Genomic DNA, 12,490 nt, shown 5'->3' on the forward strand with positions numbered 1-12,490 from the left:
TCTAGCTCTGGGCATTTTTTGGGTTAAAGGGTTTTACCATATTTACCATACAATAGAGAGTGGGTTAGTGATGACGGTACGTGTTGGTGTCATAATGGGAAGCCAGTCGGATTGGGAAACGATGAAGCACGCATGCGACATATTGGAAGAGCTGGAAGTGCCTTATGAGAAAAAGGTGGTTTCCGCGCACAGAACGCCAGATCTGATGTTCGAATATGCAGCCGCAGCGGCAGGCCGCGGCATTCAAGTCATTATCGCCGGAGCAGGCGGAGCGGCGCATCTACCAGGAATGGTAGCAGCCAAAACGGAGCTTCCGGTTATTGGTGTTCCAGTCAAAACGTCGACGCTGAATGGTCTTGATTCTTTGCTTTCGATCGTACAGATGCCGGGCGGCATTCCAGTTGCCACGGTGGCGATCGGGCACGCGGGCGCAACGAATGCAGGCCTTCTGGCTGCGCAAATCCTGGGCGCTTTCGACCCTGAGCTGCAAGCGAAGGTTAGAGCCCGCCGCGAGCGCATTGCGCAAACGATCATTGAAAGCAGTGACCTGTTATGACAGAGGCAACAGGTGGTAAGGTCATCAAGCCCGGAGGCACAATCGGTGTCTTGGGTGGCGGGCAATTAGGCCGCATGCTGGCCTTGGCCGGTCGCAACATGGGGTATCGCTTCGTAACGCTCGATCCCACAGAGGACGCGCCTTGCGGACAAGTCGCAGATGAACAGATTCTTGCGAACTTCGACGATGTCGAAGCGGCGCGGAAGCTTGCGGCGTTATCCGATGTGATCACTTACGAATTCGAGAACGTTGATGCTCACGTAACTAGCATTCTGATGAATGAATCCTATGTTCCTCAAGGAAGCGAGCTTCTATATACGACTCAGCATCGTCTTCGCGAGAAGAGAGCTATTGAGGCTGCAGGCGTTCCGGTGGCCCCTTATGCGGAAGTCAAGAGTGCCGCAGAGCTGAAAGATGCGGTCATCAAGTTCGGCACACCGTGTGTGCTCAAAACAGCAACAGGTGGTTACGACGGCAAAGGCCAATGGGTCATCCGCTCTTTAGATGAAGTAGAGGAAGCCTACGAAACGCTCAGCCGGGCCAAAACCGAGCTCGTTCTCGAACAATTCATTCATTTTGATAAAGAATTATCCGTTATTGCAGCAAGAAGCCCTCGTGGTGAAGTGAAGGCATTCCCTGCAGCGGAAAATATACATGTACATAACATCCTGCATCAATCCATCGTGCCTGCCCGCATTCCAGCGGATGTGCAGCAGGAAGCCGAGAAGCTGGCGACGCAAATCGCCGAATCACTTGGCGTGATTGGATTGATCGCCGTAGAGCTGTTTCTTACGAAGGACGGTCAGCTATACGTGAATGAACTTGCACCACGTCCGCACAATTCCGGTCACTACACGATGGAAGCGTGCCGCACGTCGCAGTTCGAGCAGCATGTTCGAGCTATATGCAACTTGCCGTTAGGTTCAACGGAGCTTTTAACACCAGTCGTTATGGTGAATTTGCTTGGCGAGCATATCGAACCCCTCCATGGTCTAATCGACCAGCCTGGTTTCTTGGAGGATACAGACTTAGGCGTTAGCGCCAAGGTTCATCTGTACGGGAAAAAGGAAGCAAAAGAGAAACGTAAGATGGGACACATCAATTTGCTAACAAGCGATGCCCAGCACGCACTGACTTGGATAGAACGCACACGCATTTGGGAAAGTAAGTAAATGATAATTATTGGAGGAACGGCAAAATGATCGAACGTTATACACGCCCCGAAATGGCGAGCATCTGGACTGAGCAAAACAAGTTTCAAGCATGGCTCGAAGTTGAAATTCTATCCTGCGAGGCTTGGGCTGAGCTAGGCGTAATCCCGAAAGAAGATGTGAAAGTGCTGCGCGAGAACGCTAGCTTCAACATCGACCGCATCTACGAAATCGAGCAAGAAACACGTCATGACGTTATTGCTTTCACAAGAGCGGTATCCGAGACACTGGGGCCTGAGCGCAAATGGGTTCACTACGGTTTAACTTCAACAGACGTTGTAGATACGGCACTTGGTTACTTGTTAAGACAAGCCAACGAGATTTTGGACAAAGATATTCAGAAATTCATAGAAATCCTTCGCAATAAAGCGATTGAACATAAAGATACAGCCATGATGGGCAGAACGCATGGTGTGCATGCAGAGCCAACGACATTTGGACTCAAGATGGCGCTTTGGTACGAGGAAATGAAGCGTAACCTGGAGCGTTTCCGTTTTGCCGCTGATGGCGTTCAATTCGGTAAAATCTCCGGCGCAGTAGGCACATACGCGAACATTGATCCGTTCGTAGAGCAATACGTGTGCGAGAAGCTCGGCACGAAAGCAGCTCCAATTTCCACACAAACGCTGCAGCGTGACCGTCATGCGGAGTATATGGCTACTCTGGCGTTGGTTGCAACGTCCCTGGACAAATTCGCGACAGAAATTCGCGCCCTTCAAAAGAGTGAGTTCCGCGAGGTGGAAGAGCCGTTTGCCAAAGGTCAAAAAGGTTCCTCCGCGATGCCGCACAAACGCAATCCAATTGGTTGCGAAAGCATTTCCGGTCTGTCCCGTGTGATTCGCGGACATATGGTTTCCGCTTACGAGAACGTGACGCTTTGGCATGAGCGCGACATTTCGCACTCTTCCGTTGAACGTATCATCCTGCCGGATGCCACGCAGCTTCTGAACTACATGCTGAATCGTCTGGGCAACATCATCAAAAACTTGACTGTGTTCCCTGAGAACATGAAACGCAATATGCGCAGCACGTACGATGTGCCTTTCTCTGGCCGCGTCATGACGAAGCTGATTGACAAAGGTTTCTCCCGTGAGCAAGCCTACGATACAGTTCAGCCTAGAGCGATGCAAGCGTGGGAAGAGCAACGTTCTTTCCGTGAAATCGTTGAGAGTGCGTCAGTGATCACCGAAGCTTTGAGCCCAGCTGAAATTGCGGATTGTTTTGATCCAAGCTGGCATTTGAAACATGTGGCTACAATCTTTGACCGTTTAGGTCTGAAATAGAAGGCATTTGGGGAGAGAAAGGATGGGTTGTCTGTGGCAGGTAAAATCCTTGATTCAGCAGTTGAACTCGTAAAAGCGCCTCTTGTTCACAAAGGCAAAGTGCGCGAGCTGTATGATTTGGGTGAAAATTTCCTGATCGTCGTTACGGATCGGATTTCAGCTTTTGATTACATTTTGAAACCCGGTGTTCCTGAGAAAGGCTACGTGCTTAACGCGCTCAGCAAGTACTGGTTTGATATAACGAGCGGTTATATGAAGAATCATATCGTTCACACGGATGTCGAGCTGCTTCAAGACATTATTCCGGATGCGGAAGCGAGAGAGCTTCTGAAAGAGCGTATTATTGTGGCGAAAAAAGCGGAGCGCATCTCCATTGAGTGTGTCGTTCGTGGATATATCACAGGCAACGGCTGGAGACAGTACGAGAAAACCGGTGAGATCAACGGCCTTAAGCTGCCTGAAGGATTGCGTAAAAACCAACGTCTGCAGGACCCTATTTTCACTCCAGCAGCGAAAAATGATGTAGGTCACGACGAGGACATCTCTATTGAACAAATGATTGAGTTAGTTGGCGAAGAACTGACGTACGCACTGCAAGAGCGCAGCATTATGTTATATTCGCTAGCCCATTCCATTTGTGAGCGTAAAGGCATTATTTTAGCAGATACGAAGTTTGAATTCGGCTTTTATGCAGGTGAACTGATTATTATTGATGAAATTTTCACGCCGGATTCCTCACGTTATTGGTCGGAAGATAAATATGCCTTGGATATCGAGATTGATTCCATGGACAAAGAGCCTGTTCGTACGTACTTGGCGGGTTCTGGTTGGGATAAAAACAGTGAGCCCGATGAGCTTCCAGCGTCTGTCGTGGAAGAGACTGCGAACCGATACAAAGAGATTTTGCACCGTCTAGTCGATTCAGAAAATTAGAGCAAGCACATACGAGGAGGAGAATAGAAATGAAAGCAACGGTCTACGTAACGATTAAGCAGAACGTATTGGATGTTCAAGGAACAGCGGTGCAAGGAGCGCTTCATTCCATGGGTTTTGACGAAGTGGGTAAAGTGCGTATTGGGAAATACTTGGAGCTTGAACTAGGCACGACTGATAAAGCAGAAGCAGAAGCACGCGTGAAAGCCATGTGCGAGAAGCTGCTTGCGAACACGGTTATTGAAGACTACCGCTACGAGTTGGCGTAATAGAGACCAGGAGAGGGAGGAAACGTCATGAATTTTGCGGTTCTTGTATTTCCGGGATCTAACTGTGACATCGACTGCTTCAAAGCAGTTGAGGACACGATCGGACAACCGGTTGATTATGTATGGCATACGGCGGACGATTTGTCCAAATACGATTGCATCCTCGTACCAGGTGGATTCTCTTATGGGGATTACCTGCGTTGCGGAGCGATTGCGCAATTTACGAACGTGATGAAAGCTGTGGCTAAAGCTGCGGAAGAAGGCAAGTACATTCTAGGTATTTGTAACGGATTCCAAGTATTGACGGAAGCCAAATTGCTGCCAGGCGCGTTGCTGCGCAATAGCGGTATGAAGTTCCGCTGCCACGACACGATGCTGAAAGTAGAAAACAACACAACAGCCTTCACACGCGATTACGCAGAAGGCGAGCTTATCAATATTCCAATCGCACATGGCGAAGGCAACTACTACTGTGACGCTGCTACTTTGAAAGAATTGCAAGAAAACAATCAAATCGTTTTCCGTTATGAAGCAGGGGCTAACCCGAACGGATCGGTGGATGACATTGCAGGAATTAGCAATAAAGCAGGCAATGTTGTAGGTATGATGCCCCATCCGGAGCGCGCCATTCATGAGATTCTGGGCTCCGCAGACGGCAAGAAAATGTTCACATCTATTCTAAGTGCTTGGAGGGAAAAACATGACGCAGCAGCTATCCGCTAAGGAACCAACAGCCGAACAAATCGCGGAACAGAAAATTTACAAGCAAATGGGCGTAACGGACGAAGAGTTTGCCAAAATTTGCGGCTTCCTTGGACGTAATCCTAACTATGTGGAGATCGGCGTATTTAGCGTTATGTGGTCCGAGCATTGTTCTTACAAAAATTCCAAACCGGTGCTTCGCAAATTCCCAGTTACAGGACCTCGCGTTCTGATGGGACCTGGCGAAGGCGCAGGGATCGTTGATATCGGGGACAACCAAGCGGTTGTTTTCAAAATTGAAAGTCATAACCACCCTTCCGCTATCGAGCCTTACCAAGGTGCGGCAACAGGTGTGGGCGGTATTATTCGTGATATTTTCTCCATGGGTGCGCGCCCAGTGGCTTTATTAAACTCACTACGTTTCGGTAAGCTGCAAAATGACCGCGTGAAATACCTGTTCGAGCACGTTGTATCCGGCATCGCTGGTTACGGGAACTGTATCGGGATTCCGACAGTTGGCGGCGAAGTGATGTTCGACGAGAGCTACGAAGGTAATCCGCTCGTTAATGCGATGTGCGTGGGTCTTATCGACCACGACAAAATCCAACGCGGTGTTGCCAAAGGTGTAGGGAACCCAGTCTTCTACGTGGGTCCGGCAACGGGCCGCGACGGTATCCACGGTGCGACATTCGCATCCGAGGAGCTGACGGCTGAGTCCGAAGCGAAACGCCCAGCGGTACAAGTGGGCGATCCGTTCATGGAGAAGCTCGTACTGGAAGCGTGCTTAGAATTAATCGATTCCGGCATCGTGCTCGGAATTCAAGATATGGGCGCGGCGGGGCTTACCTGCTCCAGCGCAGAGATGGCAAGTAAAGCCGGCAACGGCATGGAGCTTTACCTGGATGAAGTTCCGCAGCGCGAAGAGGGAATGACAGCTTACGAAATGATGCTGTCCGAGTCGCAAGAGCGTATGCTTTTCGTTGTTGAGCCGAAGCATGAGGCGCAAGCTAAGGGCATTTTCGAGCGCTGGGGTCTGCACTGCGCGAAGGTCGGCAAGGTAACCGACGACGGTTACCTGAAGCTGATTCACCACGGTGAAGTCGTGGCGAACATGCCGGTAGGCGCACTCGTTGACGAGTGCCCGGTTTACAATAAGCCGAGCAAGGTTCCGGCTTATTATGAAGCAAACGCAGCGATCGATACAACGCGTTACCCAGAGGTAACGAAGCTGACGGATGCGCTGAAATCGGTGCTCGCGTCCCCGACGGTGGCGAGCAAAGAGTGGGTTTACAACCAGTATGACCACATGGTTCGTACCGATACAGCTGTGCGTCCGGGTTCGGATGCAGCGGTAGTCACCATTCGCGGAACGCGCAAAGGTCTTGCGATGACAACCGACTGCAACGGACGTTATGTGTACTTGGATCCAGAAGTAGGCGGACGGATCGCTGTTTCTGAAGCAGCACGTAACGTTGTCTGCTCCGGCGCTGAGCCGCTTGCTGTTACGGACAACTTGAACTTCGGCAGCCCGGACAAGCCTGAGATCTTCTGGCAGCTGGAGAAATCCACAGATGGTATGGCGGAAGCTTGTCGCTTCTTGGATACGCCGGTTATCGGAGGTAACGTTTCTCTGTATAACGAGAATGCCAAAGGCGCAATCTACCCAACTCCAGTTATCGGGATGGTAGGTCTGGTGCATGACATCGACCACATCACGACACAAAGCTTCAAAAAAGAAGGCGACATCATCATCCTGCTCGGCGAGACGAAAGCTGAACTCGGCGGCAGCGAATTCCAATATGTGATTCACGGCGTAACGGAAGGCCGTCCTCCTGAGCTAGATTTAGCGACAGAGAAAAGCCTTCAAAACACAGTACTTAAAGCAATCCAAGAAGGTCTTGTCGCTTCTGCGCATGACTTGTCCGAAGGCGGCTTGGCCGTTGCTTTGGCAGAAAGCTGCATCAGCGGCCGCGTAGGCGCTGAAGTGAACGTAGCTTCCGAGCTTCGCGCAGATTTCGCATTGTTCAGCGAATCCCAATCCCGTATTTTGCTAAGTGCTTCCCCGGACAAAGCGGATGCTCTTAAGCACTGGGTTGCTTCGCAAGGCGTGCCTTACCAAGAAATCGGAACAGTTACGGGTACAGAACTAACCGTCAAAATCAACAACGAACAGCGTCTCCAGTCTTCTGTTAACGAGCTGGCGAAAGTCTGGAAGGATGCGATTCCATGTCTAATGGCATAAAACAATCCAAGGCCCTAAAGCTGCCTGCGGCTCCCCTGGTTAATCTGGGAGATCAGCAGCACGAGCTTTGGACAGGGGAGTACTTCAACGAAGGTGTAGGCGGCCATGGCGGATTGTTTGATAAGCTGAATGAAGAGTGCGGCGTTTTCGGGGTGTATGGTCATTCCGAAGCATCTTCTCTATGCTACTATGGACTTCATGCTTTGCAGCACCGTGGACAGGAAAGCGCTGGTATTTGTACGGTAGAAGATGGCAAGTTTAACTACTATCGTGGAATGGGGCTCGCCAAAGAGGTATTTACGAATGAGAATTTGTCACCTCTGACAGGTTCCACTGCGATTGCACACGTAAGGTATTCCACAGCAGGCGAGAGCAAGCTGGCAAATGCACAGCCGCTTGTGTTCAAGTATCGTGAGGGCGACCTTGCGATTGCAACAAACGGCAACCTGGATAATGCGAATATTATCAAGCGTGAGCTTGAGCGTAAGGGTTCGATTTTCCAAACAACAAGCGACACAGAAGTGCTAGCTCATCTGATTGCCCGTTCTGAGCATGATGATATCGTGGACGCGGTCAAAGACGCTTTGACGCAAGTCATCGGCGGTTTTGCCTTCCTGATTATCACCAAAGACAAACTGATTGCTGCGCTTGATCCGAACGGCTTGCGTCCATTCATGATCGGCCGTCTCGGCGATTCCTACTTGTTCGCTTCTGAGTCCTGCGCTTTCGATGCAGTGGGAGCTACGTATTTCCGTGATGTTCAGCCAGGCGAACTCATCGTGCTGGATCGTGACGGGTTCCGTTCCGAGCAGTTCACGGAGAGCGGCCGACGCGCGATTTGTGCAATGGAATATATCTACTTTGCTCGTCCAGACAGCGACATCGATACAGTAAATATTCACTCCGCGCGTAAGCGGATGGGTAAAAAGCTGGCGATGGAAGCTTTCGTCGATGCAGATGTGGTGACCGGCGTACCGGATTCAAGTATCTCTGCGGCGATTGGTTTCGCTGAACAAACGGGTATCCCTTATGAGCTGGGGCTGATCAAGAACCGCTACACGGGCCGGACGTTCATCATTCCAAGCCAGGAGCTTCGTGAGCAAGGTGTCAAAATGAAGCTGAGCGCCGTTCGCAAGGTGGTCGAAGGCAAACGTGTTGTGATGATCGATGATTCGATCGTTCGCGGGACAACGTCCCTTCGAATTGTTAATTTGCTTAGGGAAGCTGGAGCTACGGAAGTGCACGTGCGGATTTCTTCGCCGCCTTTCATGAATCCATGCTACTACGGCATTGATACACCGGATCGGAAAGAGCTGATTGCTGCGATGAACTCTATCGAGGAAATTCGCAAAGCGATTAACGCGGATTCCCTGCATTTTCTAACTAAAGATGGGCTGCTCGATTCCATTGGTCAAGGATCGGCAGGTTCCCAAAGCGGGTATTGTACAGCTTGCTTCGATAATACGTACCCGACAGAAATCGTGGATGTTACGAAGGTTGGTTGTGCTTGCGATTAAAGGATAGGGGAAGGCCTTCGGGCTTCCCAATATATATAGACAAATATAAGGAGTGGTTGCGAAGTGTCGGATGCTTACAAAAAGGCCGGAGTCGATATCGCGGCAGGTAACGAAGCAGTAGAACGGATGAAAAAACACGTCAAACGGACTTTCCGTCCTGAAGTGTTAACTGACCTCGGTGGCTTCGGCGGGCTGTTCAGCTTGAACAAAGACAAGTATGAGGAGCCTGTGCTCGTATCTGGTACAGATGGCGTGGGCACGAAGCTGAAGATTGCTTTTGCAATGGATAAGCATGATACGATTGGGATCGACGCAGTTGCTATGTGCGTGAACGATATTATTGTTCAGGGCGCTGAGCCGCTGTTCTTCCTTGACTATCTCGCTTGTGACAAAGTAGTTCCAGAGAAAATTGAGGCTATTATCAAAGGGATCGCTGACGGTTGTGCGCAGTCTGGCTGCTCACTCATCGGAGGCGAAACGGCGGAAATGCCTGGCATGTATGCACAAGGGGAGTATGACATTGCCGGCTTTACGGTTGGAATCGTCGACAAGAAAAAGATCATCGATGGTACAACAATCCGTCCTGGAGACGTAGTGTTAGGTCTGGCTTCAAGCGGTGTGCACAGTAACGGGTTCTCTCTTGTGCGCAGGCTTTTGCTGGAAGAGAAAGGGTACACGCTTCAAGGGCATGTGGAAGAACTGGGCGATAAGCTTGGCAACGTGCTGCTAGAGCCAACTAAGCTTTATGTGAAGCCGATTCTGGCGATGCTGGAAGACGTAGCGATCAAAGGCATGGCGCATATTACAGGCGGCGGTTTTATCGAAAATATTCCGCGTGTTCTGCCTGACGGCGTGAACGTGGATATCCAATACGGCTCATGGCCGATCCTGCCGATCTTCTCTTTGATGCAGCGTGAGGGCGGCATAACGAACAACGATATGTTCCGCACGTTCAACATGGGGATCGGAATGGTTATTATCGTAAATGCCGATGATGCGGACAAAGCGGTTGCCGCAGCGGAAGCGCAAGGCGAGAAAGTTTATCGTCTAGGCGTTGTTACTGAAGGTGAGCGTGTCGTAACATTCCAAGGAGCTGAGGTGTAATGCAGCCTTATCGAGTAGCAATTTTTGCTTCGGGCAGCGGTACGAATTTCCAAGCCATTGTGGATCAGGTACAGAAGGGGAAGCTTGATGTCAGCATCGAGCTTCTTGTCTGTGATCGTCCTGAAGCTTACGTGGTGGAGCGCGCAACAGAAGCGAAAGTGCCTGTGTTCGCGTTCCGTCCCAAAGAATATGCAAATCGAGAGGCTTATGAAGCCCTTATTCTTAAGGAATTGCAAGAGCGGCAAGTTGATCTAATCGTGATGGCCGGTTATATGCGCATCATCACGAATGTACTGGTTGAGCCGTTTTTTGGCCGGATGATCAACGTGCATCCTTCGCTGCTGCCGTCCTTTCCGGGCGTGCGCGCGATTGAACAAGCCGTTGAGTACGGCGTGAAACAAACAGGCGTCACCGTGCACTTCGTGGACGGTGGGCTGGACTCTGGCCCCATCATTGCGCAGCGCGCCGTGGAGATCCACGAGCACGAGACAGCGGAATCGCTCGCAGAGCGGATTCATGCGGCGGAGCACGTGCTGCTGCCGCAGGTCATTCGCTCACTGCGTGAGGGCCGCGTGAGCATGGATGGCCGCAGGGTTAGTATCAAGCTGTAGGTTAGAGTCGGCGGGGAAGGCATGAAGGATTAAGGTCGGACGTGACATGTCATGGTGATCCCATTCGGTGTTCGGTGCTGTTCGAGGGATCAATTACATGCAAAATGTGCAGCAAATATGTGCTATTTGGCTGTATGGAGAGAATTTGGTGTATTTAGTACAGCAAATTTCTGCATTTTCGGTGATTTGGATGCGTATTTGCCTGATTTGATGCACCTTTTGCAGGTTTTTTCTTTTTTGCGCCGAGATTCGCTCCTTTTGATGCGCTTTTTACATGATCTGTGTGATGGGATTCGGGAAGTTGAGTAGCTAGTGTTTGGATCAGGGGATGGCTGAGTGAAACGGGCGTCAGTGTTGTGAGTGTTGTTTTACAGCGCTAACTGTGTGTGAGCGTGGAACAGGCATGAGCAGCGAGAGTTAAAATAGTTTTACCACGTTAAATAGACAAATTTACTTTTCTGGGAGGAAGAACCGTGGCAATCAAAAGAGCACTGATCAGCGTGTCCGATAAAACGGGGATCGTTGAGTTCGCGGGCGAGCTGGCGAAGCTGGGCGTTGAGATTATATCTACTGGCGGTACGCAAAGTTTGTTGAAGGATAAAGGGGTGCCGGTTATCGGTATTTCCGAGGTTACAGGCTTCCCTGAGATCATGGATGGCCGCGTCAAAACGCTGCATCCAGCTGTTCACAGTGGACTTCTGGCAGTTCGTGACAACGAAGAGCATCAAGCGAGCATGAAGAAGCTCGGCCTGGATTATATTGATCTGGTTGTCGTGAATTTGTACCCTTTTGCTGAGACAATTGCGAAGCCGAACGTCTCTTACGAAGACGCGATCGAGAACATCGATATTGGCGGTCCGACCATGCTTCGTTCAGCGGCAAAAAACCATGCGTTCGTATCCGTTGTTGTCGATGCTGCTGACTATGCCAAAGTGCTTGAAGAAGTACAAGAGACTGGCGATACAACACTTGAAACGCGCAAACAACTTGCAGCCAAAGTGTTCCGTCACACGGGCTCTTACGATGCTTTGATTGCAGACTATTTGTCCAAGCAAATGGGCGAGCCTTACCCAGAGCGTTACACAGTTACTTATGAGAAAATGCAAGATCTTCGCTACGGAGAAAACCCGCATCAAAGCGCGGCGTTCTACCGCAAGCCGAATGCAGTTGCCGGCAACATTACTACGGCTGAACAGCTTCATGGCAAAGAGCTTTCCTACAATAATATTAATGACGCTAATACTGCGCTTCAAATCGTTAAGGAATTCAGCGAGCCTGCCGTTGTTGCAGTTAAGCATATGAATCCTTGCGGTGTAGGTATCGGCAGTAATGTGCTTGAAGCTTACCAAAAAGCGTACGCAGCTGACCCTACGTCCATCTTCGGTGGAATCGTTGCAGCTAACCGTGCGGTTGACGAAGCAACAGCGCAATTGCTGCATGAGATTTTCCTAGAAATCGTCATTGCGCCAGATTTTACACCAGAAGCACTTGATATCCTTTCCAAAAAGAAAAATATCCGCCTACTCAAAGTGAGCGGCTTAGATAACATCGCTGGCCGCAAGGCTGAGCCAATCGTTACAACCGTTGAGGGCGGTATGCTCGTGCAAGATAGCGATGCTTACCAACTGACAGAAGCAGATCTGAAAGTCGTATCTGAGCGTCAGCCGACGGAAGAAGAGATGAAACAGCTGCTTTTCGCATGGAAAGTAGTTAAGCACGTTAAATCTAACGCCATCGTACTTGTCGCTGACGACATGACGGTCGGTGTAGGCGCTGGTCAAATGAATCGTGTAGGAGCAGCGAAAATCGCAATTGAGCAAGCAGGGGACAAGTCGAAAGGCGCCGTTCTTTCCTCCGATGCTTTCTTCCCAATGGGCGACACGCTTGAAATGGCTGCGAAAGCAGGCATCACAGCGGTTATCCAACCGGGTGGATCGATCAAAGATGAAGAGTCCATTCGCGTAGCGAACGAGAACGGAATCGCGATGGTCATGACGGGCGTTCGTCACTTCAAACACTAAAAACAACTGAGAATGCTCACGATTCGAGTGCGGAACGTGGG

General features: G+C 50.4%; 11 protein-coding genes. All 11 read left to right on the plus strand.

Annotated features, from left to right (window positions below):
• The first annotated feature begins 70 nt into the window (after positions 1-70).
• The 11 genes from purE (at position 71) to purH (ending at position 12,449) form a co-directional block, all read left to right on the plus strand.
• Complete coding sequence (gene purE, locus AC58VC_RS33785; protein ID WP_497375661.1) at positions 71-556, plus strand: 5-(carboxyamino)imidazole ribonucleotide mutase; 486 nt, start codon at positions 71-73, stop codon at positions 554-556.
• The gene (purK, locus tag AC58VC_RS33790) at positions 553-1,728 is read left to right on the plus strand and encodes a 5-(carboxyamino)imidazole ribonucleotide synthase (protein ID WP_497375663.1); all 1,176 of its coding nucleotides are present in this window, start codon (positions 553-555) and stop codon (positions 1,726-1,728) included. Before purE ends, purK begins: the two co-directional genes overlap by 4 nt.
• A gap of 26 nt (positions 1,729-1,754) precedes the next feature.
• Positions 1,755-3,050, plus strand: a complete 1,296-nt coding sequence (gene purB / locus AC58VC_RS33795) for an adenylosuccinate lyase (RefSeq protein ID WP_497375665.1) — start codon at positions 1,755-1,757, stop codon at positions 3,048-3,050.
• Between the two features lie 33 nt (positions 3,051-3,083).
• Positions 3,084-3,983, plus strand: a complete 900-nt coding sequence (locus tag AC58VC_RS33800; protein ID WP_497375667.1) for a phosphoribosylaminoimidazolesuccinocarboxamide synthase — start codon at positions 3,084-3,086, stop codon at positions 3,981-3,983.
• 29 nt (positions 3,984-4,012) lie between these two features.
• Positions 4,013-4,252: a phosphoribosylformylglycinamidine synthase subunit PurS gene (purS, locus tag AC58VC_RS33805; protein WP_145668805.1), complete on the plus strand. Its 240-nt coding sequence runs from the start codon at positions 4,013-4,015 to the stop codon at positions 4,250-4,252.
• Positions 4,253-4,279: 27 nt separating this feature from the next.
• Complete coding sequence (gene purQ / locus AC58VC_RS33810; RefSeq protein ID WP_497375668.1) at positions 4,280-4,975, plus strand: phosphoribosylformylglycinamidine synthase subunit PurQ; 696 nt, start codon at positions 4,280-4,282, stop codon at positions 4,973-4,975.
• Positions 4,953-7,196, plus strand: a complete 2,244-nt coding sequence (gene purL / locus AC58VC_RS33815; RefSeq protein WP_497375669.1) for a phosphoribosylformylglycinamidine synthase subunit PurL — start codon at positions 4,953-4,955, stop codon at positions 7,194-7,196. Before purQ ends, purL begins: the two co-directional genes overlap by 23 nt.
• Entirely contained in the window at positions 7,181-8,713 is a 1,533-nt protein-coding gene (gene purF / locus AC58VC_RS33820) for an amidophosphoribosyltransferase (protein WP_497375670.1), read from the plus strand. The genes purL and purF overlap by 16 nt, the downstream gene beginning before the upstream one ends.
• A gap of 63 nt (positions 8,714-8,776) precedes the next feature.
• Positions 8,777-9,817 carry a phosphoribosylformylglycinamidine cyclo-ligase gene (purM, locus tag AC58VC_RS33825; RefSeq protein ID WP_497375671.1) on the plus strand — a complete coding sequence of 347 codons (1,041 nt, stop codon included), beginning with the start codon at positions 8,777-8,779 and terminating at the stop codon, positions 9,815-9,817.
• A complete protein-coding gene (purN, locus tag AC58VC_RS33830; RefSeq protein ID WP_497375672.1) occupies positions 9,817-10,428 on the plus strand; it encodes a phosphoribosylglycinamide formyltransferase in 612 nt (203 codons plus the stop codon). The genes purM and purN overlap by 1 nt, the downstream gene beginning before the upstream one ends.
• A gap of 473 nt (positions 10,429-10,901) precedes the next feature.
• Positions 10,902-12,449, plus strand: a complete 1,548-nt coding sequence (gene purH, locus AC58VC_RS33835; protein WP_497375673.1) for a bifunctional phosphoribosylaminoimidazolecarboxamide formyltransferase/IMP cyclohydrolase — start codon at positions 10,902-10,904, stop codon at positions 12,447-12,449.
• The last annotated feature ends 41 nt before the right edge of the window (positions 12,450-12,490 follow it).

It is taken from the genome of Paenibacillus sp. J22R67, from assembly GCF_059692175.1.

Excerpts from the sequence above, each read along its gene's own strand:
- purL (WP_497375669.1), top strand. The coding sequence starts at position 4,953 with ATGACGCAGCAGCTATCCGCTAAGGAACCAACAGCCGAACAAATCGCG.
- purF (WP_497375670.1), top strand. The coding sequence starts at position 7,181 with ATGTCTAATGGCATAAAACAATCCAAGGCCCTAAAGCTGCCTGCGGCT.
- purQ (WP_497375668.1), top strand. The coding sequence starts at position 4,280 with ATGAATTTTGCGGTTCTTGTATTTCCGGGATCTAACTGTGACATCGAC.
- purB (WP_497375665.1), top strand. The coding sequence starts at position 1,755 with ATGATCGAACGTTATACACGCCCCGAAATGGCGAGCATCTGGACTGAG.
- purS (WP_145668805.1), top strand. The coding sequence starts at position 4,013 with ATGAAAGCAACGGTCTACGTAACGATTAAGCAGAACGTATTGGATGTT.
- purN (WP_497375672.1), top strand. The coding sequence starts at position 9,817 with ATGCAGCCTTATCGAGTAGCAATTTTTGCTTCGGGCAGCGGTACGAAT.
- purK (WP_497375663.1), top strand. The coding sequence starts at position 553 with ATGACAGAGGCAACAGGTGGTAAGGTCATCAAGCCCGGAGGCACAATC.
- purE (WP_497375661.1), top strand. The coding sequence starts at position 71 with ATGACGGTACGTGTTGGTGTCATAATGGGAAGCCAGTCGGATTGGGAA.